The organism is Sphingobium sp. ba1 (assembly GCF_000743655.1).
In the GTDB taxonomy this organism is placed as follows: domain Bacteria; phylum Pseudomonadota; class Alphaproteobacteria; order Sphingomonadales; family Sphingomonadaceae; genus Sphingobium.
Map to the genome: position 1 here is coordinate 26,027 of NZ_JPPQ01000083.1, position 24,241 is coordinate 50,267.

The window sequence follows — 24,241 nt, forward strand, 5'->3', positions numbered from 1 at the left end:
ATGGCACCCGCGTCACCTATTCGCGCAAAGTGTTCATTCCGCTCACCAAATTATGCCGCGACGTCTGCCATTACTGCACCTTTGCCACCACACCGGCGCCGGCGGTCGACGCCTATCTCAGCCGCGAAGAAGTCCTGGCGATCGCGCGCGCGGGCGCTGAGGCCGGGTGCCGGGAGGCGCTGTTCACCCTGGGCGACCGGCCCGAGGACCGCTATGCCGCGGCGCGCGACGCGCTGGCCCGGCTGGGCCATGATTCCACGCTTTCCTACCTCGCCGAAATGGCGGAACTGGTCCTGCGCGAAACCGGCCTGTTGCCCCACCTCAACCCCGGCCTGATGGACGCGGCCGACTATGCCCTGCTGCGCCCCCATGCCGCGTCGATGGGCATCATGCTGGAAAGCAGCGCAGATCGGCTGTGCGCGCGTGGCGGCCCGCATTTCGGCTCGCCCGACAAGCAGCCTGCGCGTCGTCTGGCCACGATCGCGGAGGCGGGCCGCACCAAAGTGCCTTTCACCACCGGGCTGCTGATCGGCATCGGCGAAACCCGCGACGAACAGGTCGACGCGCTGGTCGCCATCCGCGACCTGCATCGCCAATATGGCCATATTCAGGAAGTCATCATCCAGAATTTCCGGGCCAAGCCGGGCACGCGGATGGCCGAACATGCCGAACCGGCGCTCGACGATCATCTCTGGACGATCGCCGCCGCGCGGCTGATCCTGGGACCGGACATGACGATCCAGGCGCCGCCCAACCTCCACGACCAAGTCGATCTTGCTCCGCTGATCCGGGCCGGGGTAAACGACTGGGGCGGGGTGTCGCCGGTGACGCCCGACCATGTGAACCCCGAAGCCCCATGGCCCCATCTGGAGACATTGGCGCAGGCCACCCGCGCCGCTGGCCGCACGCTTTCCCAACGCCTTGCCATCGGGCCACGTTACGCGCTGGCGGCGCAGGATTGGGCCGCGCCTGCGGTCGCAACCCTTATCCTGCGCGCGATCGACGGACGCGGCCTGCCCAAGCCCGACGATTGGGCCGCCGGGCATGGCGACGACGCGCCCGCGCTGATCGGCGGCGATGTCGGCCAGGCATCGGCATCGGTGCAGGCGCTCCTGCGCCACGCCGAAGCTGGTGCGCGCCTGAGCGAGCGTGACATCGTCACCCTGTTCGATGCCGATGGCCACGACCTTGCTGCCATCGTCGCCCAGGCCGACCGGCTGCGGCAGGAGACTATCGGCGACACGCTGACCTATGCCGTCAATCGCAACATCAACTACACCAATATCTGCCTCTACAAATGCGGCTTCTGCGCCTTTTCGAAGGGCAGTACGAAGGCGATGCGCGGCCCCGCCTACCGGCTCGACTATGCCGAGGTTGGACGGCGCGCGGCCGAAGCATGGGATCGCGGCGCCACCGAAGTCTGCCTGCAAGGGGGCATCCATCCCGACTATGACGGCAACACCTATCTCTCCGTTCTGAAGGCCGTGCGCAAAGCCGCGCCGGACATCCATATCCACGCTTTCTCCCCGCTGGAAGTTACCCATGGCGCGCATACGCTGGGCCTGCCGCTGGAGGATTATCTGGCGCAGTTGAAGGCGGCGGGCCTCTCCACCTTGCCCGGCACCGCGGCCGAGATACTCGACCCCGAAATCCGCGCGCTGATATGCCCGGACAAGGTCAGCGCAGACGAATGGATCGAAGTGATGCGCGTGGCCCATGGCATCGGCCTGCGCAGCACCGCGACGATCATGTTCGGCCATGTCGAGGGCTATCGCCACTGGGCGCGCCACCTGCTGCGCATCCGCGCCTTGCAGGAACAGACCGGCGGCTTCACCGAATTTGTCCCCTTGCCCTTCGTCCATATGGAAGCGCCGATCTGGCGCAAGGGGCTGGCCCGGTCGGGACCAAGCTATCGCGAGGCGGTGCTGATGCACGCCATCGCCCGCATCGTCCTGCATCCGCTGATCCCCAATATCCAGGTGTCCTGGGTCAAGATGGGACCGGAGGGGGCGGCGGCAATCCTGAACGCGGGCGCCAACGACATGGGCGGCACGCTCATGGACGAATCGATCACCCGCGCGGCGGGTGGCGTCAACGGCCAGGAATTTGGCCCCACGCAAATGCGTGCGCTCGCCGCATCGGTCGGACGTCCCGTCCGCCAGCGCACTACCCTTTATGATCCGGTATCGCCCCGGCAAACCCACATCACGGAGTCCCTATGACCGATCTCTTGCACCCTCTGAAGGACAAGGTCGCGATCATCACCGGCGGCGGCAGCGGCATCGGCCGCGCCACCGCGCTGATGATGGCGCAGCGCGGCGCGAAGGTCGCGATCACCGGCCGCACCGAATCGCGCCTGTCCCATGTGGTCGACGAAATCACGGCGCAGGGCGGGCAGGCGCTCGCCGTCGCCATGGACGTGATGGAGGAAGCCTCGATCGCGGCGGGCATAACCAAGGTGGTCGATCATTTCGGCGGCCTCCATATCCTCCACAGCAACGCCGCCCAGACCGGCCTGATGCACGAAGACGCGCTGATCGCCGACATGGACGTCGCCTTCTGGGATCGCACTTTTGCCACCAACCTGCGCGGGTCGATGCTGTGCGCCAAGCACGCCATCCCCCATCTGCTGTCGGCAGGCGGCGGGTCGATCGTCTTCACAGGTTCCGGCAAGGGGCTGGCGGGCGATGTCGACTATCCTGCCTATGGCACGACCAAGGCAGGGATGCTGGGCCTCTCCAAATATATCGCCACCCAATATGGCAAGCAGGGCATCCGCTCCAACGTGGTCGTGGTCGGCCTGGTGATGACAGAGGCGCTGGACGACAATATGCCGCCAGAGGCCCAGAAGCTGATGACCGAACATAATCTGGTCGATTATCTGGGCCGGCCGGAGGATATCGCCGAAGTCGTCGCCTTCCTCGCGTCCGACCAGGCCCGTTATGTTACGGGCGCATCGATCGTCGCCGATGGCGGCTTTACATCCCATTCGGCGGTCTATGCGGACATGATGCGCTTCGCTGCCATGCAATCAGGAACCAGCGCATGAACTTTCCATCCATCGCCGTCGTCGGCGGCACCGGCAATCTGGGCGCGGCGATCGCCTGGCGCCTCGCCCGTGCGGGCTATCCCGTCGTTATCGGATCGCGCAGCGCGGACGGCGCGCAAAAGACGGCGGCGGAACTCGGCCACGGCCTCTCCGGCGCCACCAATATCGACGCGGCGGCCGGCGCGGACATCGTCATCGTCACCGTGCCCTTCGCGGCGCAGGACGCGACGCTGCGCGACATCGCGCCCCATGTCGCGGGCAAGATCGTGGTGGACACCACCGTCCCGCTGGTCCCGCCCAAGGTGATGCGCGTGCAACTCCCCGCCGAGGGATCGGCCGCGCTCCGCGCGCAGGCCGCGCTGGGCGAAGGGATGACTGTCGTGTCTGCCTTCCACAATGTCGCCGCGCACAAGCTGGCCAAGGATGTCGATGTCGGCTGCGACGTGCTGGTGTTCGGCGATGACAAGGCGGCGCGGGGCCAGGTCGTCGCGTTGGCCGACGCGATGGGCCTGCGCGGCCTGCACGGTGGCGCGCTGTGCAATTCGGCGGCGGCCGAAGCCCTGACCTCGATCCTCATCTTCCTCAACAAGACCTACAAGGTTGACGGCGCGGGCATCCGCATCACCGGCGACCTGATCCCGCCGACGGATTGAGCGCAACCCCTTCCGGGCGGAAGGTGCGACCCGGCCACCGGGCGCGCCATCCTGCCGGGCATAAACGATACAGGGGATAGAGGAATGAAGCTCAACATCGGCGTGCCCAATTCGATGCATGTGGCGGCGATGACCCAGCCATGGGAACATGCGCTGACCGGCGACGATATCGGTCGCGCGCTTAAGGTCGCTGACGATCTGGGCTTCAACAAATGCATGTTGGGCGAACATTTCATCATCCCGCAGGAACATATCGCCCTGTCTGGCGACCATTATGTCCATGGCACGGTGGCGCTCGCTTTCCTCGCCGGGCGGACATCGAAAATGCGGGTCAGCTCGTCCGTCTCCATCCTGCCGCTGCAAAGCCCGATCGTACAGGCCAAGGCCTGGTCCACGCTCGACTGGCTGAGCGGCGGCCGCGCGACCGCGCTGTTCGGCGTCGGCTGGCTGAAGGAGGAATTCGACATGCTGGGCGTCGATTTCCACAATCGCGGGCGCATGGCGGACGAATATGTCGCCGCAATCATCGAACTATGGACGTCCGACACGCCGACGTTCGAAGGGGAATTTGTCTCCTTCAAGAATGTCGGCTTCGCGCCCAAGCCGGTGCAGCAGCCGCGCCTGCCGATCTGGTTCGGCGGTGACGCGGAACCGGTATTGAAGCGGGTGGCGAAATTCGGCGACGGCTGGTCGCCCTTCCGCACCCCGCCCGAAAAATTCCCCGCATGTCTCGACCTTATCCGCGCGCAGCCGACCTATGACGGTCGCCCGATCGACCTGTTCTTCGCGCTGGAAATGCTAAATGTCGGCGCCCATCACGAAATTATGGATGATCCCCGCGCGCCCGGCACCCGCAATGCGCAGAAAATCATCGACCAGATCGGCTGGCTGAAGGATTTGGGCGTCAACGAAACGATCGTGCCGCTGCCACCGGGCATGACGGGCCTGACCGAATATATTGAGCGCCTGCACTGGGTAGCCGAAGAAATCATGCCCAGGGTGTGAGCATTGCCCACCCGCATAGTGAATCGGAGTAGATCATGACCCAATATGATGTGGTCGTCGTCGGATCGGGCGCGGCGGGCTTGACGGCGGCGCTGCGGGCCGCTGCGGCAGGCCTGTCGGTGCTGGTGCTGGAAAAGGCCGCGCATTTCGGCGGCACCACCGCTATATCGGGGGGCGGCATCTGGGTGCCGGGCAGTCCGCAGGCGCAGGCCGCCGGGGTCGATGACAGCGCCGCGGTCGCGCGCCAATATGTGCTGGACGTCATCGGGCCAAGCGCCGACCCGGCGCTGATCGACGCCTATCTTGACGCCGCGCCGGCCATGGTCGCCTGGCTGGAAAACAACAGCGCCGTCCGCTTCCTCCTCTCGCCGCCCAGCAGCGACTGGTATCCCGACATCGCCGGGTCCGCCGACCATGGCCGCCTGCTGTCGCCCCAGGAATATGACGGCAAGAAGCTCGGCGCGCATTTCGCCGACCTGCGCCCCGCGCGCGAGGAATTCAACGCACCCGGCGGCTTCATGATCGACCTGTTCGATCTGCCCTATTTGGCGGAGATGCCTTCGCCCAAATCCCTGTTCCACTTCGGCAAGCTTGCCGCGAAATTCGGCGCGGACAAGCTGCGCCGCTACCCGCGTGGCACCCGTCTGACGATGGGCAACGCCCTTGTCGCGCGGCTGCTGCGGTCCGCGCTCGACGCGGGCATAACCCTGCGCAAGTACGCGGCGGTCGATCGCCTGCTGGTCGCCGACGGCCGCGTGACCGGCGTGCGCGTGGGTGGCGAGGATATCGCCGCCAACGTCGGCGTGCTGCTGGCGGCGGGCGGCTTTTCCGCCAGCGAGCAATTGCGCAAAGCCTATATCCCTTATGCGGAGGACCATGTCTCTATCCTCCCCTACGAAAATACCGGCGACGGCATGAATATGGGTCTGGAGGCTGGCGCATCGCTGGACGGCGACAATCTGGTCAACGCCGTTTGGGCCGTGGTATCCACCATGACCCGGCCCGACGGCTATGTCGCCCGCTACGCGCATCTGATCGACATGTCGAAACCCGGCTGCATCGCCGTCAACGGGAAGGGCGAGCGGTTCGGCAACGAAGCGTCGGTGCATTTCGTTGAGGCGATGCACGCCACCGGTACGGTGCCCGCCCATATCATCGGCGACGCCCATTGCGTCAAGACCTACGGCATGGGCATGGTGCTGCCCGGCGGCGGCGGGCTGAAAAAGCTGATCGCGGCTGGCTATGTGATCGAAGCGCCGACTCTGCGGGCACTCGCCGACAAGATCGGCGTCGATGGCGACGGCCTGCTCGCGACCGTGGCCAAGATGAATCGTTACGCCGAAACCGGCAGAGACCCCGATTTCGGCAAGGGCGATACCCAGATCGACATCGAGATCGGCGACCCGAAGCACAAACCCAACCCCTGCCTCGGCCGCGTCGAAAAGGCGCCTTTCTACGCGATCAAGATCCATCCGGGCGACGGATCGACCACGGTGGGCTTGAAGATCGACGCGCATTGTCGGGTCATCGGCACCGGTGGTGCGCCGGTCGCGGGCCTCTATGCCGCGGGGCTGGACGCCAATTCCATCTGGCGCGGCAAGTCGCCCGCCCATGGCTGCAATGTTGGTCCGGCGATGGTGACGGGCTATATTGCGGGGCAGGCGATGGCGGAAGCGCTGGTGCCCGTCTGACCGTTCAGGCGGGTTCGCTGACCCCGGCCCGCGCCTTCGCGGTGGCGACCAGTGCGTACAGACCCGCATTATAGTCGGTCATCTGCGCCATCGTCAGGTGGCGATAGGGCGTCATCGGGCAGAGCGAATCCACCACGTCCCAGAAGGGCTCGATCTTCTCCAGCACCTCGTCCACCGGGCCGCAGGTCACGAACGCCTCTACCATATCATCGGACACATTGCCGATCACCTTGGCGATGTCGCCATGTTCGCCCAGGCTCAGTTGGCAGGCCCGCGCCTGGTCGCCAAAGCCGATCGCTTCGAAGAACGGCTCATATTCCTTATAGCCCGAATAGGCGGCCACCGTCGCGCGGCTGTCGTCGATCGCCTTCTGCTTGTCGTCGTTGACCGCGATCCAAGGCCAGGCGTTAATCTCTATGTCGCTGCGCGCGCGGCCATATTTGGCCAGCGTCGCTTCGATGAAGGGCAGCTTGCTGCGCGCATAGGCCGCCGACCAGAGCGCATGGACCATCAGCCCGTCGCCAACCTCCAGCGCCAGCGCGGTCATCTTGTCCTGCAACGCAGCGATCCAGATCGGGATTTCCACACGAACTGGCGGCGCCGTCAGCATCATCTCGCCAAAATCGGCGGTGAAGTACTCGCCCTCGATCGGGTCCAGCCCGGTATGCGCGTTGGCAATGACATAGCGGATCACCTTCACGCTCTCGCGCAAATGGGTCAGCAATTTGCGTTCCGGTTCGCCATACATGCCGGTGACACAACTCTTGATGCTGGACCCCAGCCCCAGCACGAAGCGCCCGCCCGAAATCCGGTCCACGTCCATCGCCGCATAGGCGGTTTCGACCGGGCTGCGCGTGCCCGCGATCGCGACGCCGGTGCCCACCTTCAGGCTGCTGGTCAGCGCAGCCGTCGCCGCCATCGGCACGAAGGGCGGGCCGTAAATCTGGAGCGAAAAGCAACCCTCGAAGCCGACCTGCTCCATCTTCTGGCCGATCCCGCCCATCATGGGGGCGGGCAGGGTCGGCATGACCCCCCACCAGCGGCGTTCGCCGCCGACGGCGTTGACGAGCTTTGGCATGAAGCATCCCGAAAAAACCGGGCGGACCATAGTGGTCCGCCCTTCAGGGGGAGGGGGAGATCAGAACTGGAACAGTTCCTTGCGCAGGCCGATGATGTCGCTGCAATCGGCGCTCACATTATCGCGATAGGCGAAGTCGCCCTTTGCCTGGCGATCGGCCAGTTCCATCATCGCCATGCGATAACGCTGCCCGGCCTGGTCGAACTTGCTGTGCAAATCCTTGCGGTCGGTATGGCGCATGTAACGCGGGCTTTGCGGGGAGGTCATATAGCTGTCCTGCCGCGACACCTTGTAGCCCGCCTTGGGCATGACATAGCTGAACATGCGCCCGGCATTGCTGGTGTTCATGACCATTTCCATCCGCGTACGATCCCGCGTTTCAGGGGTGCAGGGGTGGAACAGCGGCACGTCGTCGCCGGGGCTGAACCGGCCATAGGCGATCGCGCAATGCGACCGCAGATAGATGCGGATCACCTGCCGCACATTCTGGGTCGGCTGCTTGATGCCGCTGAAGAATTTCATCACGGGCGCGACCGATTTATTGACGCAGGTGCGGACCATGGTGACGGTCTCGCTGTCATAATAGGTCTCGATCGTCTCGCTGTCCGACCGTTCGTCGCCCACGACGTCGGCGTGCAGGAAATCGGCATGGGTCAGGTCGATCAGATTCTCGAGGCTGATCGGCGCGGCGCTTTCGAAGCGCACCGTCGCCGTCATGTGCCGGGGCAGGCCACCCTTGGGCGGCAGGAAGGGCAGGCTGGGCAAATGGCGCGGATCGGCCGCCAGCGGATTGCCCAGCCAGATCCAGACCACCCCATAATGTTCCATCACCGGATAGTGGCCACGTGCGTCGGTATAGTCGCTCTTGTCACGCACCACGCGCTCATTGGGGTGGAACTCGCTGGCCACGACCACGCCATTGTCGCGCCACAGGAAAATCGGGTTGGAATAGACGGCACGGCGCACCGGCTTGCCCGTCACCGAATAGTCGTGGGCGACCGGGAACCAGCTGTCGCGCATCACGATATTGTGCGGAACCCAGCGGTTGACGACATTCATGGCGATCGGGCTGCCACCGGATGGCGGCGCGCTATTGTCGTCATGGGATGCGGGGTGATCGGCGATGTCTAACATGGTCAAATCCTCCTTCAGGCCGCTACGGTCTGGTCGTGGGTGTCCTGCGGCGCGTCGAGCAGGGCGTTGCGCAAATCCTCGCCATGCAGCGATACGGTCGGCTTGGTGGTCCGCAGCTTCGATCCGTCGATGGACGACAGGACGGTCAGCGGATTGATCCCGCGCAGCATCGCGCCACGCAGCCCCGGCCGACGCACGCCCAGTTCCGCGCGCCAGCGCACGGCGGTCACGCCGCGCGCTGCAGGGACGGGGGACAGCACGGCATGGAGCAGGTCGTTGAAGGCGTCGTCGCGCAGCGTCAGACGCGTCTCGCCGGTCAGCGGATGGGTGCGGGTCAGCAGCGTCAGCGGAAATTCGGCGACGAAATGCGATGGCCAATGCAGCGGGTGCCATTGGCAACTGCGCTCCATCACCAGCATTTCGCCCTCTTCATGCAGTTCGGACATGATATAGGGGCTGAACCGCACGCCCCGGATCGCCAGGATCAGCGCGGGATCGTCATACAGGGCATCGAGATATTCCTGATGGCCGCAACTGACGTTGACCGTGCCGATATAGCCATATTTAGGGTCAGCGCTCAGTGGCGCCTCTGCCTTGGGGTTCAGGCAGACGCGCACGAAGCCGGCCTGTTCGCTGACGCCGAAGGCATTGGCCTTGTAAAGCGGCGGAAATTTCTGTTGATCCTTCATGTTTGGGATCTCTTTCAGCCGCCCCGTCTCGCCATCATAGCTCCAGCCATGATAGCCGCACTGGATCAGCCCGTTGTCGCGGATACAGCCCAGCGACAGCGGCGCGCGGCGGTGGGGACAGCGATCCTCCAGCGCGCGGGCAATGCCCTGATGGTCGCGCCACAGCACCACCGGCTGGTCGCCAATGTCCACCGACAGCGGCTTTTTGGACGTGACTTCCTCAGACCGGGCGACGGCCCACCAAAGATCGGTATCGAGACTCATAGCGGTTATCCTTACTCCTGCGATTAAATTGACGTATGACAATTTATATGTCAACGTCTTTTCACTATGGATCAGCAGATGCTCGATCGACCCCAGCGCGCCCGTGGCCGCCCCGCCCTCAATGCCGTCCAGGCCTTGGATGAGGACCAGTTGCTTGGGCTTGCCTTCGCGACCTTCGCCGAACGCGGCTATGAAGGGACGACGCTGCGCGACCTGTCCAAGCGGCTGGGCGTCAGCCATAATCTGCTCAACGTCCGCTTCGGGCGGAAGGAGGATTTGTGGGTCCGCGCAGTCGATTGGCGCATGGCGCAGGCATCGCCCTTCGTCGAAGCCGCGTTCGACGAACCCGCAGACGCCGAAGTCCGCCTGCGCCACCTGATCCAGCGCTTCTGCCTCTGGGCGACCCGCAATGGCGACATCGTCTCGCTCACCAATGTCGAAGGATGCCGCTCGACCTGGCGGCTCGACCATATCGTCGAACATTTCGTGCTGCCGTTCCAGCGGCGACTGGACGATCTGCTGGACGCGGTGCGGCGGCAACGGCCGGTGCACGATCTGTCCACCCCCGCGCTGATGGCATTGCTGGTACAGGGGGTGGGCTTCTACTTCTCCGCCGTGCCGATGCAACAGCGGCTGGGGGCAGGGGGCGAAGTCGATGACGCCCATGCCGCCGCGCAGGCCGACCGGCTGGCCGGTTTCCTGCTCGCCGCGCTGCTGCCGCCCGTCGCCTGACCCGCGCTGCCGTCAATCTTCGGGCGCGATCGTGACGGTCATGCCCGACAGGGCCTGCGTCAACATGATCTGGCACGACAGGCGCGAAAGGTCGTTGCGATGCGACGATCCGTCGAGCAGGTCGCTTTCATCGTCCGTGACCGGCGGCAGGCTCGCGGCGACCGCGGGGTCGACATAGACATGGCAGGTCGCGCACGAACAGCAGCCGCCACACAGCGCCAGCAATTCGTCGAAGCCGGCATCGCGGATGGCTTCCATCACAGAAATGTCGGCGGGCGCATCGATCGTCTTGCAGGTGCCGTCGCGGGTGATGACGTTCAGTTCGGGCATGATATTCCTCGTCTGGAATCGGAATGGTCGACCAGCTTTATGCACACGGACACGCCGCCCTGCCTGCCGGAAGACAGGGCGGGACGCGCTCTATTTCACTTCGATCGCAACCGGAAACCGATCGAAATAGAAGGTGAAGGGCCGCCGCAACTCTTCGGCGGTGACATGGAAATCGCGTTCCAGGTCATAGACGATCTTGCCCTTCGTTTGCTCGCCATGCTCGGCCAGATAGAGATGTAGGTCGGCCAGCACCTCATCGGTCAGGGGGATGTCGGCGATGCGGTAAATTTCCTTCAGGATCGGATCGGGATTTTTGATCCAATCGTGGAAATAGACGTCGATCGTCTGATTGGGCGGCAATATGTCGCGGTCCCGCACGCAGGCGCGCAACAGCCTCTCATAGCGGTCGGGCCAATAGCCCAGCGGCTCCTGTAAATCGACCCACTTGCGAAACATCCGCGCTGCGTAAGTATACATGGTCAGTTGCGACCGGATCGACCCCACCGGATCGCGATGGGTGATGACGAAGGTCGCGTCGGGGAAGATCTTATACAGCGCGGGCAATTGCTCCATATGCTGCGGGCATTTGATAACCCAGCGGTTGGGGCCGTTCAGGAATGTCAGTACCTGCAACGCCTTCTTCAGATAGGCATAGGTGCCCGACTGGTCATGGCTCAGATAATAGTCGCGCCAGCGCGGCACCATTGCCAGCCATTCGATCAGGTAGGAGGAGAAATCGGGCGCCTGCAACTCGATATCCTCACTGATATGGTCGGGCGAAAATTCATGCATGATCGCCATGTGCGGCAGGATAGACTCCATCATCCGCCACCCCTGTTCCGCCTTGGTCCAGCGCGGATTGGCGTCGTCGGGCGTCGGCGCCTCGTCGGGCGCGGGCACCGGCGCGATGGCCTCCCACCAGGGCAGCGACCGGAAACGGCGATCGGCCGACAACAGCCCCAGCAAATGCGTCGTGCCCGATCGCGGCAGGCCCGCGACGATGATCGGCCGCTCGATCGGGATGTCCACTATCTCCGGGTGGCGCTTGACGATATCCTCGATCCGCAACCGGGTCGCGGCATAGCGGATCATCATCTGGAACAGGGTGGCGCGGGCGACGGCGGACGCATTGGCATCCTCGTCGATCGCCTGGCACCACACCGCCAACCGTTCGCGAAAATCCGCCGCGCCGAAATCCGACAGGCCGGTCTGCGCCTGCGCCGCGCCCAATATGAACACGGGCTGGAACACGATCTGGTCCGCCGCCGCCTCGGCCCCGGCCATCACCTGTTTCTGAACCTCAGTTAGCACCGGATGATGTAGATCGGTAATGTCGATGATGTTCCAGCGTGCGGCCACATCTTGCGTGGAACTGCCCATGTCGCTCTCCTGTTTTTGTTGGCGCATCTAATCGTGCCGACCCTGTCGCCGGCAAGGTGCGGGGCCATCGCCGCTGCGCCAATTGCTACGCCATCGCGCCAAAGGGTCAGGGAAAGGCCCAAGCGGAGAGGATGAATGGACGCTGCTTCCCAAGTCTATGACCTGCCCGTCACGTCCGCCATCGACTGCACAGTCAATGGGCGGATCGCGTTGCCGGGCTTGGTAATGGAACTGCACCATTACCGTTTTCGCGGGGCGCAGGCGGGCGTCTTCTCCTCGCCCCGCAGCTTTCTCGACCTGGCGTTGTCGCCCCGTCCCGGCCCACCCTGCGGCGGCTATGACACGCCCTGCAACGCACTGGGCGATATCCTCTTCATTCCGGCCGGCACGCCGCTGCACACCGCCTGGGGAGAGGGAGAACAGACGTCGATCTGCTGCGGCTTCGACGGCGCAGCGTTCGACGGCGAAGATATGGCCATGTCGGAGGCGGCCTTGCAGGCATCGCTCGACGTCCGCAGCCCGGCCGTACGCGACGGGCTGCGGCGCATCGCGGACGAGATCGCCGCGCCGGGCTTTTGTAGCGATATGCTGGCGCAGGCCCTGTGGGTGCAGGCCTGGGTCGATCTGCAACGCTATCTGCGCCTTTCGGTCAAGGAAGAGGGCGCACGCTCCGGGCTGTCCCGTGCGCAGGTCCGGCGGATCACCGATCGCATCGAACAACCCGGCAAGCCCCCGACCGTCGCCGATCTGGCAGCGGAGTGCGGCCTGTCCAACCGCCATTTCTTCCGCCAGTTCCGCGCCGCCACCGGTCAGACACTCACCCATTATGTTACAGATCGCAAGATCAATCGGGCCAGACAGTTGCTGCGCCAAGTGGGGCCCGCAATTAAGGTTGTTGCCTGGGAGTGTGGATTCGATAGCGCAGCGGCCTTTTCTTCTGCTTTTCGTAGAGCTACCGGGATCACCCCCCGACAGTTTCGGAAAACGATGCTACATTGAGAGCAAGGCGTTTTTGCGATGCCTTTGGCGTGACTGCGAAAGTCGGCATGCTTGTCGCCGAGTGATTTCCCCAACACTGTTACGCCAAAGCGCTGCCCCATGACGGGCGGCTATCAGGAGACACGCTATGCCGGAAAATCTGTTCGATCTTAGCGGCAAAGTGGCGCTGGTCACTGGTGCCAATTCGGGACTGGGGTTCGGCTATGCCAGGGGGCTGGCCCGTGCAGGAAGCGACATCATCCTGTGGGGTCGTCGCTCGGATCGAAATGAAGAGGCAACGCATGCGTTGCGTCAATATGGGGTCCGAGTGTTTGCCGACAGCGTCGATGTGGCCAGCGAACCAGCAATCGTAGCTGGTTTTGCTCGTGCGCTCGACGCGATGGGCCGGGTCGATACATTGGTCGCCAATGCGGGTATCGCCACCCAGGTTGCCTTCACCGACATGGATGTAGGAACATACCGCAAACTGATCGACGTCAATCTCGATGGCGCAGTCTTTGCGCTGCGGGAAACCGCTCGGCATATGAAGGCAAGGGCTGAGGCCGGCGATCCGGGCGGGTCACTCATCATCTGCGGCAGCGGGTCTATCTTTCAGGGCGTACCTACCATGGCCCATTACGGCATCGCCAAGGGCGCCCTTAATTCTCTGGCCAAGGCGCTAGCCGCCGAACTGGGTCCGATCGGAGTGCGCTGCAACGTCATCGCGCCGGGCTTCATCGAAACCGACATGACCTTTGCCGACCCCGCCATCGGCCAGATGCTCGCTGACATGGTCGCGGCCAAAGCACCACTGGGCCGCGCGGGCAAGCCCGCCGATCTGGAAGGCGCTGTCGTCTATCTCGCCAGCGACATGGCCGCCTATCATACGGGCGACACGCTGGTCATCGACGGTGGCAAGCTGTTCGCCAACTGACCGTCCGGCAGGTGCCAGGCCAGCCGCGATGCGGCTGATCGGGCACGCCTTATAGGAGAAGCGCATGTTCGCCCGGCCCAACAGCCATCATAGCCAGATCGCCTATGTGACCAACGATCTGGCCGCCGCCATGGCCCGGCTGACCGCCGAATACGGCACGCCGGGCTTTTTCGAAATGTCGAACATCCAGCCGGGCGAAAACTCGGCGGGCAAGCCGGTGCTCAAGATCGCGCTGGCGCTGGTCGGCGGGGTCGAGGTCGAACTGATCGAACCGATTGGCGACACCGCGCCACTGTTTAGCGACGTCCTGCCCGGCGGCGACGATCTGGCCATCCGCTTCCACCATATCGCTGCCCGCATCGACGGTCCGCTCTCCAACTGGGACGCGCATGTCGCCTCGCTCGACCTAACTACGCATCCGGTCGCGTTCGACGGGGCGATCGGCGACATGCTGCGCTACATCTACACCGACGAGCGCGCCACGCTGGGCCATTATGTCGAACATGTCTGGATGTCGCCGGACCTGCTGGCCCAGATGCGCGGCATCGTGCCTGCCTACCCTCCACTGGAAAGTCCGTCATGACCCTTGCCCTGTCCCGCCTCAACTTCCGCGATATCGGCGGACTGCCGACCCGCGATGGCCGGCAGGTGCGACCCGGCATCCTGTACCGATCCGAAGGCCCGGCCAGTTTCCTTGCAGACCATCATGCCGAACTGGCCGAACTGGGCTTTCGCACCGTCGCCGACCTCCGCTCGGACATGGAGCGCGAAAAGGCGCCCCATGACTGGTGCGGGGCCGATTGCCGCATCCTTGATCTCGACATGAACACCGACCTGCGCGCGCAGGGCGAAGATATGTGGATGACGCTAGGCCGCGACCCGACACAGGCGCGCGCCATCGCCGTGATGACTCATAATTATGGCCTGATGCCCCAGGCGTTCCTGCCCCATGTCGGGCCGATGGTCGACGCGCTGCTGGCGGGCGACACGCCGATGCTAGTCCACTGCACGGCGGGTAAGGACCGGACCGGCGTGGTGGTCGCCCTGATCCTCGACCTGCTGGGCGTCCCGCGCGATGCGATCGCCGAAGATTATCGCAAGTCCGACGTGTTCGGCCAGAATTTGGTGATGTCGGGCCATCTGAAGGGCGATCTGCAAAAGACGTTCGGCTTTGTTCCGCCTGACGACATGGTCGCGGTGCTGATCGGCGTCCATGCCGATTTCCTGAACCGCGCGCTTGATGTCGTGGCGTCGCAATGGGGCGGGATCGACGGCTATTTTCAGGCGGCGGGTGTGGATGCCGATCGGCGCGACGCGCTGCGGCAAACTCTCGTTACTGGCGGAGAATGAGATGACGGACACTGCGATCTACGAATGGGAACAGTTGCTCGACCAACTGCGCCCGCTGGGCCAGCAAATGCGCGATCGCATCCCGGCGCGGCTGCATGAAGACCCGCAGGTGATGCAGGAGGCCATGCGCCTGCTGCTCTCCGGCGTCCTGCGCACCACCAACGACGCGATCATGCATGACCGCAGCCATCCGATCTTCGTGCCCGAACTCAATATCTGCCAGAATATCTTTCAGCCCAATGCAGACACCATCTACAAGGCGGCGTTGATCGAAAAGGGCGGCACCTATCGCATCCGGGGCGATCGCGGCACGACCCGGATGATGATCCTGGCGCAGCTTGGCCCCGACACCCTGCGCACCGGCCAGCATCATCCTGCACAGGACGCCAATGATTTCGACGATCTAGCCGTCGGCCCGGACGGCGCGTTCGACGTCATCCTCTCGCCGACCCGGCCGGAGGGCCACAGCGGCGACTGGTGGGAATTGAAACCGGACACCGAAAAGCTGATGGTCCGCATCGTCGGTTGCGACTGGGGCGTGGAGCGTGAACCGCGCCTAGGCGTCGTCCGGCTGGATGCGGACAAAGCGGCCAAGGGGCGCCCGACGCTGGCGCAACTGGCGCATCGCTTTGCCGAAATACCGAAAACCGCGGCGGTCTGCGCCCTGGCCTTCCCCGATAAGGTGCAGAAGCTGCGCGACGAAGGCCTCATCAACACGCTGAAAGTCGTGGACTTCTCGCAGATGACCGGCCTTGCCCGCCAATCCTATTATGAGGGCGTCTATGATCTGGGCGATGACGAAGCGCTGATTACCGCAGTAGCGATCCCGGCCGACGTCGCCTATTGGTCGCTCATCCTGACCAATGACCTCTATGAAACGACCGACTGGTATCACAACCAGTCGAGCCTGAACGATGCGCAGGCTGTGATCGATGGTGACGGCGTGTTCCGCGCGGTCATTTCTGCGCGCGATCCGGGCGTCCATAACTGGCTCGATACGGCGGGCTATGCGAGCGGCGCTGTCCAGGGCCGCTGGTTCAACAGCGAAGCCCGGCCCACGCCGACAATGCGCAAAGTGAAGCTGGCCGACGTCCGCAGCCATCTGCCCCCCGACACGGTGCTGGTAACGCCGGAAGCGCGCGACGCCGCGATCCGTGAGCGCACATTGCGCGCCCATATGCGCGTCATCTGGTGAGGTCGATATTATCATGAGCGATGCACTGGCCATGCTGCTAGATTATGAGGCGATCCGTCAGGTGAAGGCGCGCTATTGCCGCCTGCTCGATGCCAAGGATTGGGACGGCTTCATCGCCCTGTTCACGCCCGACGCAGTGATGGACGTGCAGGAAGATACCGGAAACCCGCCGATCACCGGCCATGCCGCGATTCTGGAGCAGGTCCGCTCCGCCGTCATCGACGCGCAGACCGCGCATCAGGTCCATTCGTCCGAAATCGCCCTGCGAGGCGATAGCGCCGATGTCGTCACCGCCATGCAGGACCGGGTGGTCTGGGCGCCCGGCACATGCCCGATCCCCGGCGGCGCATCGATCACCGGCTTTGGCCACTACACCGAACGCTATGTGCGCGTGGACGGTGGATGGAAGATCGCGTTCCTCAAACTCACCCGCCTCACTGTCGAAGTGCATCCCGCGCCTGTCCTTTGACAGGTTGCGAAGCGTCGCTCGCGCGGCAATCCTGTCTCTATAGATTTGAGAGGACAGGATATGACGGCAGCAATGGAACCCGGCGCGCAGGCGCTGTTCGACAAGTTCGGCACCTATATCCTGCCTGGACGGGTCAGCGATCCGCGCCGGGGTATCGAGGAAGCGCAGGAGGCTGAGCGTATCGGCCTTGGCTGCGTGTGGATTTCTGAACGCTATGCGCTGAAGGAACCCGCCGTCCTTGCGGGCGCGGTGTCGCAGGCAACGTCGAAGATCCGCATCACCGGCACCATGTACGCGACGATGCGCCACCCCCTCGTCACCGCCAGCGTCGCGGACCTGATGCAGGCGTTGAGTGGCGACCGTTTCCGCCTGATGTTCGCGCGCGCCGTCCCGGCTTACATGAAGATGCTGGGATCGCCGCCGATCACGATGGAGCGGCTGGCCGACCTGATTTCCATCTGCCGCCGCCTCTGGGCGGGGGAAAAGGTCGATTATGAAGGCGTGCTGGGAAAATTCCCCGCGATCAGCCTGACCGATCGTCATGGCGGCACCCCGCCGCCGATCATCTTCACCGCCATCGGCCCCAAAAGCCTGGAATTTGCCGGCGAACATTGCGACGGCGTGCTGCTGCATCCCTTCGTGTCGGCGCAAGGGGTGAAGAACAGCACGAAGATCGTGCGCGACGCCGCCGAAAAGGCCGGGCGTGATCCCATGGCGGTCCGCATCTACCACAATATCATCGTTGCCCCCGACCTGCCCAAGGATGAGGAGGAAGCCGTGGTCGGCGGTCGAGCCATCACCTATTTCGAACTGCCCGGTTTCGGCGACCTGATCGTCGATATCAACGGCTGGGACAAGTGCGTGCTGGACCAGATCCGCGCCCATCCCAAGATCGCCAGCCTGAACGGCAAGCCGGCCGACCAGGCCTATACCAGGCAGGAACTGGTCGATGTCAGCAAGCTGATGCCGCAACATTGGCTCGACGAAGGCGCGGCCGTCGGCACCGCCGCGCAATGTGCCGATCAGTTGATGGACTTTCTGGATGCGGGGGCGGACGAAATCCTGCTCCACGGCGCCTCGCCCAAGGATATGGGGCCGCTGACCACCGAACTGAAGCGCGCGCTGGCGGCAAAGGGCCTGTAGGCGATGGACTATCTGACGCCCGACCGCATCACCACCCAGTTGCAATTTTGGCTGGCCAGCGAAAAGCCCGACTGGCGCGATATCGTCGTCCGTCCGCTCGACGTGACGCTGGGCGCTGGCTTTTCGGCGGACATTTTCTTCGTTGACGTCGATTATGCCGATCCGGTAGGGTCACAGAATCAGACGTTGGTCGTGCGTCGCCAGCCGATGGACCTGGAAGTCGTGTTCGGCAGCAGCCTGGCGCTACAGGGCAAGATGATGGCGGCGCTCTACGCGCGCGGAGACGTGCCCGTGCCGCCATGGATCGGTATGCATCTCGATCCCGACATATTGGGCTTGCCCTTCCTGGTCATGGGCAAGGTAGAGGGCGAATGCGCAAAGCAGAAACCCAATTATAATCTTGACGGCTGGCTGGTCGACATGACCCCCGACCAGCGCCGCGCCAGCTTCACCAACGCCATCGCCGCCTTTGCCACCCTGGCGACGATCGATTGGCGCGACGGGTTCGAATTTCTCGCCCAGCCTGAAAATGGCGCGCCAGGCCTCGACCAATATGTCGGCGCGCTCGAAGCTTGGCACCGGGCGGCGGGACAGGGTCGGCCGATGCCGATCGTCGATACCGCCATGGCCTATGTCCGCGCGAACATGCCTGCCGACGCGGGCGTCAACGTGCTGTGGGGCGACCCAACGCCGTCCAACGTCATGTTCGCGCCCGACGGCAGCGTCAACGCGCTGATCGACTGGGAACTCGCCGCACTGGGACCCGCGGAGCTGGACCTGGCCTGGTGGCTCTATTTCGACGACCTGTTCGGCCGCCGTTTCGGCGTCACCCGGTTGGAGGGGCTGCCAAGCCGCGACGAGACGATCGCCATCTGGGAAGCAGCATCCGGGCAAAAGGCCCAGCATCTCGATTATTACGACATCGTCGCCGCGCTGCGCATGGCGCTGGTCGCGGTCGGCGCGTTCGACCGGCAGGTCGGCATCGGCAATATTCCTGCCACCAACCGGTCGCTGCAGGATAATTTCATGACGCTCTATCTGGCCGAAAAATTGGGTCTGCCTATTCCAGAGCTTGGCCCGGACTTCGCCGCCTTCATGCAAAATCTCGTGCCGCTCGAAGACAAGGCGGCCTGACGCGCGTTCCGCGTGGCCGCCATGCCTGCCCATAAGCCGGGGGGCGGGGGCCATGGCCTGCCGCCCCCCTCCGCCACAGAGGTTCAGAGCTTCTTGAGGTCGGCGTTCGACAGGCTGGTGGTGACGCCCTTGTCGCTCGCGGTCAGCGTGGCGGCGGGAATGGTGATGAACTTGCCGCGATAGATGATGCGCACGGCGGCTACCGCGCCGTCATCGCCCGTCACCACCTTTTCGACCTTGCCGATCTTGGTGCCCTCGGCGGAAAAGATTGCTTCGTTACGGTCGATCGCGGGGGCCTGGGCCAGTGCAGGCGTCGCCAAGCCCAGCGCCGCGATCGCGATGATGATCGTCTTCATATGCAAAATTCCTTCTGTCGATAATGCCGATCTGTTGCCGCAGCGGCCAGATGGTTTCAAGAGGAAACTGATACACATAGAAAAGAATCTGTTCTATGTGTATCGTGCTACCGGCGCAAAGCCGGGAAGAGGCTGAAAGGGGATGAGGATGGGGAAGACAGGTTTTGGCGCGCGTGACCGCTGGTTCCTGTTGCTGCTGGGCGCGATCTACATGTTCAACTTCATCGATCGCACCATCATCGCGGTGGTGGGCGAAGCGATTCGCCACGACCTGCAACTCAGCGACCTTCAACTCGGGATGCTCGGCGGCCTCGCCTTCTCGCTCTTCTACGCCGCGCTCGGCATCCCGCTTGCGCGGCTGGCCGAACGCTATAGCCGGGTCCGCATCATCGCCGCTGTGACCGTGCTCTGGTCGTTCATGACCGCGCTGTCGGGCGCGGCGGGCAGCTATCTCCAACTGCTGCTCTGCCGCATGGGCGTGGGCGTGGGGGAGGCAGGCTTCACCCCCGCGCTGGTGTCGATGATCTCCGACCGGTTCGATCCGCCGCGCCGCGCTGTCGTCTTTTCCCTCATTGCGCTTGGCGTGCCCTTGGGCGGCGCCATCGCCGCGATCGGCGGCGGCGCCATTGCCCAGCATTTCGGCTGGCGGCTGGCCCTGCTGGCGGTCGGCGCGCCGGGGTTGCTGCTGGCGCTCTTGCTGTTCCTGACCATCCCAGAACCCGTCCGCACCGATGCGGGCGACCGGGCGGACACGCCCCCCTTCGGCGCGGTGCTGCGGCGGCTGGGGCGATCGCCTGCCTTCCTGCACCTGACCTTTGGCAGCGGCTTTGTCGGCATGGTCGGGTTCGGCACCAACCTGTTCCTCATTCCCCTGCTGGTACGCCGCTACGACCTGCCCCTGGCGCAGGCGGGCATGGTCTTCGCGCTTTCCTTCAGCCTGGCGACGATGGTGGGGCAGGTCAGCGGCGGCTATCTGATCGGCGGCCTGATCCGGCGCGACATGCGCTGGGGCGGCTGGGCGCCCGCCATCGCGGTGGGGCTGGCGCTGCCGCTCTATCTTCTGGCTATCCAACAGAGCGACTGGCGCTGGCTAGTGGGCTTCCTGTTCCTGGCCACCACATTGCTTTACGCCTTCCTTCCCGCGATCATGACGATCACCCAGTCGCTGGTCGAACCACGGATGCGCGCCTCGGCCGCCGCGCTGCACAGTTTTGGCCAGACGGTTGCGGGCCTGGGCCTGGGGTCGGTGGTGCTGGGCTATCTCAGCGACCGACTCGCCGCTTTCCTCTATGTAGGCGATTATGCCGCCGACTGCCTGGCATCGGCCTCCGCGCGGCCCACACCCGCCTGTCTTGCCGCCTCGGCGGACGGCCTGCAACTGAGTATGCAGGTCGCCGCATCGGTCCTGGTGCTGGCGGTGGTCCACTATATGCTGGCCGCCAAAAATCTGCCGCGAGAGGCAAATGCGTCGTGACCGCCCGCAAAGCTGTCGATGTTCGGCCACGCCGCGATGATCGGGATGACGCGGGGGCCATGGCTATGCCACGCTGTCGCCATTGTGACCACAGGACCGCGAACAGGCGGCGGAAAGGATGTTGAGGATGGGAAACGCAGGCGTAATTGGATTGGGGCAGATCGGGGCGGGGGTGGCCATCTGTTTGGCGCGCAGCGGCCAGTTGGCGGCGGTCTATGACGTTCGCGCGGACGCGGCGGATACGCTGGACGGCGTGCCGCCAGTGGTGGCCAGCCCGGCCGAACTGGCGCGGCAGGCTGATGTCGTCATCATCGCCGTGGTCAATGCCAAGCAGACGATCGACGTCCTGTCCGGCCCGGACGGCGTGCTGTCGCAGGCGAGACCGGGCATGAGCATCGTGCTGGTCGCCACCGTCTCGATCGAGGATCTTGACGCGATCCGGGCGCTGACCGACGCGGCCGGCGTCGATCTGATCGACAGCGGCGTGACCGGCGGTCCCAAGTCGCGCGAAAACGGCCTGGTCTGCCTGGTCGGCGGCTCGGCCGAGGGCGTCGCACGGGTGCGCCCGGTGCTGGACGGCTTTGCCAAGCTGGTCGCGCATATGGGCGGTCCCGGCGCTGGCATGGCGGCAAAGATCGCGCGCAACGTCATCGTCTTCGGCGGCCTGCGCGCAGGCTATGAGGCGGCGGTCCTTTGCCGCAACGCCGGTGTCGACGTCCGCCAGCTGAGCGACGTGATCGAGGCCAGCTCCGACAGCGTGGGCGGCCCGTTGATGCTGGCCATACGCGACGATCCGGCATCGGGCGATCAGGAGGCGGCGATCCGCGAATATACCCGCGCGCTGATGATAAAGGATCTGGACGCCGCGATCGATCTGGCGCGCAGCTACGGCATTACGCTGCCGCTGGTCGAATTGGCGCGCCGGACGGACCAGGCCGTCGTTGGCCTAGCTGATGTGATGGGAGAGAAAGCATGAGCATCGACGAAGCCCAGTGGCAAAAGGGTCTGGAAGTTTTCGACAAGGTCTATGGGCCGGGCACGTCGGCGATGACGCTGCCGTTCCGCGACTCGTCCTTCAACCAGGAAATCGTCGGCAATCAATTTGCTAATCTGTGGGGTAGCGACATCTTCTCGATGCGCGAAAAGCGCCTGCTAGTGTTGGGGGCCACGGCAATGCTGGGGCGGCCCGACCTGGTCGAAATCCAGATGAACGGCGCCCTGACCAACGATGAATTCACGGATGAGGAACTGGATTTCCTGCCCCTGTTCCTCCTCTTCTACGCCGGTGCTGGCAATACGACGGCCGTGTTCCGTGGGATAGAAGCGGCCAAGGCCCGCCGCAAGGAACGCGCCGCAGCTGCGGAATGAACGAACGATCCTGAAGCAAAAGGGGCGGCCCGGTCATAATCGACCGGGCCGCCCCTTTTTCATGTCACGTCCTGCACCGCCGCCCGCCGTATCGCGCGCGACGCCATCAGCAACATTAACCCACCGGCAAAGGTGAACAGCATCGCGATGCCGATGCCCCAGGCGATGCCCTCATTCCCGCCCACATAATCGCTGACCGCACCGATCAGATAGGTGCCGGCCCCCACGCCGATCAGGTTTGCGCCTAGTTGCACCATCGACACCGCCAGACCGCGCAGCCGCGGCCCCGCGATCGTGACGATCACGGCATAGATCGGCCCGTTATAGGATGCGCTCAAAAAGCCGCAGGCCATCAGCAGCACCAGCATCGGTTGCAGGTCATGCACCAGCATCGTGCCGATCCCGGTGATGGCGGTCAGCAGCGGGATGATCGCCCCGAACAGCGCGGTCCGCGCAGGGTCGAACCCGCCACGCCGCCGATTGATCGCATCGATCACCCAGCCCGCCAGGAAACCGCCCAGCGACCCCAGCCCGCCATAGGCGATGGCGATGATCATCCCCGCCCGGCCGATCGGCATGGCATGGACGCGGATCAGGAAGGTCGTGAGCCATGTGCTCATCCCGTAAATCCCCGCCGCGATCAGTACGATAGCGCCGATGCAGTAGAGCAGCCCCGGTCGCGCCGCGAGCAGGCCGATACGCTGGATCAGGCCCCCGCGCTCGCTATGCTGCGGCTTGGCCGGGCCGTCCAGCCCGCCGCGCCGCGGCTCGCGGACTGTCAGCAGCAGGATCGGCGCCAGCAGCAGCCCCGGCACGCCGGCCGCGACGAAGGCCCATCGCCATCCCGCGCTCTGAACGATCGCGCCGCCCACCAGGAAGGCGATGGCCAGGCCAATGCCCGAACTTAGATACCAGATGCCGATCGCGGTCGCACGGCGATCCTCGCCGAAATAATCGCTCAGCAGCGACATGCCGGTGGGGGAACCACCCGCCTCCGCCGTGCCCACAGCCGCGCGGCCGATCACCAGCGTCCAGAAGCCGGTGGCCAGCCCGCATAGAGCGGTCGCCCCGCTCCACAACGTCAGCGCGGCGGCCATCAGGTTGCGCCGGTTCCAGCTATCGACCGCAATGCCGAAGGGCAGGGCGGCCAGCGCGAAGAAGATGCCATAGGCAAAGCCCGCCAATATCCCCAGCTGCCCGTCCGACAACGCGAATTCCCGCCCGACCGGCGCCAGCACCAGGCCGATGACGGCGCGATCGATGCCGTGGCAGGTCTGCGCCAGCGTCAATATCCCCAGCACATACCAGGGGTAGCGACCTATATCTGGGCGGGCGTCGGGGCGCGCATCGCCGGGCGCTCTCATGGCGCGGCCCTTCTTGGCGTTGGGGGATGATACATGCTGGGCCTCTCCGATTATCAGGATGGCGCAGCCTAGCCGTCGGGCGCGCGCGCACCATCGCCGGGCTATGCCGCCCTTCGGCCAGATACTGTCGCGATAAGGCCACGCGAATACCTACCCGAAGATAGTGCCAGGCGGCATCAGTCCGGCTATGCAGGCGCATACGCAAAAATAGAAACGGGCGGAGGACAGGATGTTTCGACCGGAGAGCGATTGGACCGGCCAGGAAAGGTTCGGAGTTAAAAACTTCTATATAGAGGCGCATGCGACCATGTGCGATGCACGGGTCGATGTACGCCACTTCGACTGGGTCTTGCCTTGCAGCGGCGTCTTCAGCCCGGAAAAACATTATCTCGACTATTCGCTGGACAGCCAGCCACGCCGCAGCATCGTCAGCATGGGCGGGCCGAACCGGCGTGCAGCGGCGGGCGACAT

General features: G+C 64.4%; 24 protein-coding genes. 17 read left to right on the plus strand and 7 right to left on the minus strand.

The annotated features are described in order from the left end of the window. The 5 genes from cofH to IL54_RS19460 all read left to right on the plus strand — a co-directional run. Positions 1-2,222: 5-amino-6-(D-ribitylamino)uracil--L-tyrosine 4-hydroxyphenyl transferase CofH (gene cofH, locus IL54_RS19440; RefSeq protein WP_037480502.1), on the plus strand; the 2,222-nt coding region annotated here is incomplete at its 5' end. Continuing rightward, entirely contained in the window at positions 2,219-3,049 is an 831-nt protein-coding gene (locus IL54_RS19445) for an SDR family NAD(P)-dependent oxidoreductase (protein WP_037479703.1), read from the plus strand. The genes cofH and IL54_RS19445, both read left to right, overlap by 4 nt. Continuing rightward, a complete protein-coding gene (gene npdG, locus IL54_RS19450; RefSeq protein ID WP_037479705.1) occupies positions 3,046-3,702 on the plus strand; it encodes an NADPH-dependent F420 reductase in 657 nt (218 codons plus the stop codon). The genes IL54_RS19445 and npdG overlap by 4 nt, the downstream gene beginning before the upstream one ends. 84 nt (positions 3,703-3,786) lie before the next feature. Further along, positions 3,787-4,707 (plus strand): TIGR03619 family F420-dependent LLM class oxidoreductase, encoded by a 921-nt coding sequence (locus tag IL54_RS19455; RefSeq protein WP_037479707.1) that lies wholly within the window; start codon positions 3,787-3,789, stop codon positions 4,705-4,707. A 35-nt stretch (positions 4,708-4,742) separates the two neighbouring features. Continuing rightward, a complete protein-coding gene (locus IL54_RS19460; protein ID WP_037479709.1) occupies positions 4,743-6,398 on the plus strand; it encodes an FAD-dependent oxidoreductase in 1,656 nt (551 codons plus the stop codon). Between the two features lie 4 nt (positions 6,399-6,402). On the opposite strand, the gene IL54_RS19465 is transcribed toward IL54_RS19460, so the two are convergent. Genes IL54_RS19465 through IL54_RS19475 form a run of 3 tightly spaced genes read right to left on the minus strand, consistent with a single transcriptional unit; the run spans position 6,403 to position 9,563 of the window. Beyond that, positions 6,403-7,476, minus strand: coding sequence for an LLM class flavin-dependent oxidoreductase (locus IL54_RS19465; protein ID WP_037480504.1), 1,074 nt, complete (start codon positions 7,474-7,476; stop codon positions 6,403-6,405). 60 nt (positions 7,477-7,536) lie between these two features. Further along, positions 7,537-8,610, minus strand: a complete 1,074-nt coding sequence (locus IL54_RS19470; protein WP_037479711.1) for an aromatic ring-hydroxylating dioxygenase subunit alpha — start codon at positions 8,608-8,610, stop codon at positions 7,537-7,539. 14 nt (positions 8,611-8,624) lie between these two features. Then, positions 8,625-9,563: a Rieske 2Fe-2S domain-containing protein gene (locus IL54_RS19475; protein ID WP_037479713.1), complete on the minus strand. Its 939-nt coding sequence runs from the start codon at positions 9,561-9,563 to the stop codon at positions 8,625-8,627. Positions 9,564-9,641: 78 nt separating this feature from the next. Here IL54_RS19475 and IL54_RS19480 point away from each other — a divergent pair, with 78 nt between their 5' ends. After that, positions 9,642-10,295 carry a TetR/AcrR family transcriptional regulator gene (locus IL54_RS19480; protein WP_235209595.1) on the plus strand — a complete coding sequence of 218 codons (654 nt, stop codon included), beginning with the start codon at positions 9,642-9,644 and terminating at the stop codon, positions 10,293-10,295. A 12-nt stretch (positions 10,296-10,307) separates the two neighbouring features. Here the strand turns inward: IL54_RS19480 and IL54_RS19485 are convergent, their stop codons facing one another. Then, positions 10,308-10,625 (minus strand): 2Fe-2S iron-sulfur cluster-binding protein, encoded by a 318-nt coding sequence (locus tag IL54_RS19485; RefSeq protein WP_037479717.1) that lies wholly within the window; start codon positions 10,623-10,625, stop codon positions 10,308-10,310. Positions 10,626-10,715: 90 nt separating this feature from the next. After that, positions 10,716-12,005 carry a sulfotransferase family protein gene (locus IL54_RS19490; protein WP_037479719.1) on the minus strand — a complete coding sequence of 430 codons (1,290 nt, stop codon included), beginning with the start codon at positions 12,003-12,005 and terminating at the stop codon, positions 10,716-10,718. 135 nt (positions 12,006-12,140) lie between these two features. Between IL54_RS19490 and IL54_RS19495 the strand changes: the two genes are divergently transcribed. The 8 genes from IL54_RS19495 (at position 12,141) to IL54_RS19530 (ending at position 19,208) form a co-directional block, all read left to right on the plus strand. Continuing rightward, positions 12,141-13,004: an AraC family transcriptional regulator gene (locus IL54_RS19495; protein ID WP_037479721.1), complete on the plus strand. Its 864-nt coding sequence runs from the start codon at positions 12,141-12,143 to the stop codon at positions 13,002-13,004. 127 nt (positions 13,005-13,131) lie between these two features. Continuing rightward, a complete protein-coding gene (locus tag IL54_RS19500; RefSeq protein WP_037479722.1) occupies positions 13,132-13,917 on the plus strand; it encodes an SDR family NAD(P)-dependent oxidoreductase in 786 nt (261 codons plus the stop codon). A 64-nt stretch (positions 13,918-13,981) separates the two neighbouring features. Continuing rightward, entirely contained in the window at positions 13,982-14,500 is a 519-nt protein-coding gene (locus IL54_RS19505) for a VOC family protein (RefSeq protein WP_037479724.1), read from the plus strand. Next, positions 14,497-15,267, plus strand: a complete 771-nt coding sequence (locus IL54_RS19510) for a tyrosine-protein phosphatase (RefSeq protein WP_037479726.1) — start codon at positions 14,497-14,499, stop codon at positions 15,265-15,267. The genes IL54_RS19505 and IL54_RS19510 overlap by 4 nt, the downstream gene beginning before the upstream one ends. A gap of 1 nt (position 15,268) precedes the next feature. Further along, a complete protein-coding gene (locus IL54_RS19515; protein WP_037480506.1) occupies positions 15,269-16,462 on the plus strand; it encodes a DUF1214 domain-containing protein in 1,194 nt (397 codons plus the stop codon). A gap of 13 nt (positions 16,463-16,475) precedes the next feature. Continuing rightward, positions 16,476-16,931, plus strand: a complete 456-nt coding sequence (locus tag IL54_RS19520; RefSeq protein ID WP_037479728.1) for a nuclear transport factor 2 family protein — start codon at positions 16,476-16,478, stop codon at positions 16,929-16,931. A gap of 60 nt (positions 16,932-16,991) precedes the next feature. Further along, positions 16,992-18,074: a TIGR03857 family LLM class F420-dependent oxidoreductase gene (locus IL54_RS19525; RefSeq protein WP_037479730.1), complete on the plus strand. Its 1,083-nt coding sequence runs from the start codon at positions 16,992-16,994 to the stop codon at positions 18,072-18,074. 3 nt (positions 18,075-18,077) lie between these two features. Next, positions 18,078-19,208 carry a phosphotransferase family protein gene (locus tag IL54_RS19530; RefSeq protein ID WP_037479732.1) on the plus strand — a complete coding sequence of 377 codons (1,131 nt, stop codon included), beginning with the start codon at positions 18,078-18,080 and terminating at the stop codon, positions 19,206-19,208. A gap of 83 nt (positions 19,209-19,291) precedes the next feature. Here the strand turns inward: IL54_RS19530 and IL54_RS19535 are convergent, their stop codons facing one another. Further along, positions 19,292-19,564 carry a hypothetical protein gene (locus IL54_RS19535; RefSeq protein ID WP_037479734.1) on the minus strand — a complete coding sequence of 91 codons (273 nt, stop codon included), beginning with the start codon at positions 19,562-19,564 and terminating at the stop codon, positions 19,292-19,294. Between the two features lie 148 nt (positions 19,565-19,712). Between IL54_RS19535 and IL54_RS19540 the strand changes: the two genes are divergently transcribed. The 3 genes from IL54_RS19540 to IL54_RS19550 all read left to right on the plus strand — a co-directional run bounded on the left by IL54_RS19540 (position 19,713) and on the right by IL54_RS19550 (position 22,406). Further along, a complete protein-coding gene (locus tag IL54_RS19540) occupies positions 19,713-21,038 on the plus strand; it encodes a spinster family MFS transporter (protein ID WP_037479736.1) in 1,326 nt (441 codons plus the stop codon). A gap of 118 nt (positions 21,039-21,156) precedes the next feature. Next, positions 21,157-22,014, plus strand: coding sequence for an NAD(P)-dependent oxidoreductase (locus IL54_RS19545; protein ID WP_272945524.1), 858 nt, complete (start codon positions 21,157-21,159; stop codon positions 22,012-22,014). Then, positions 22,011-22,406, plus strand: coding sequence for a hypothetical protein (locus IL54_RS19550; RefSeq protein WP_037479741.1), 396 nt, complete (start codon positions 22,011-22,013; stop codon positions 22,404-22,406). The genes IL54_RS19545 and IL54_RS19550 overlap by 4 nt, the downstream gene beginning before the upstream one ends. A 59-nt stretch (positions 22,407-22,465) precedes the next feature. Here the strand turns inward: IL54_RS19550 and IL54_RS19555 are convergent, their stop codons facing one another. Continuing rightward, positions 22,466-23,770 (minus strand): MFS transporter, encoded by a 1,305-nt coding sequence (locus IL54_RS19555; RefSeq protein ID WP_037479742.1) that lies wholly within the window; start codon positions 23,768-23,770, stop codon positions 22,466-22,468. Positions 23,771-24,241: the final 471 nt, after the last annotated feature.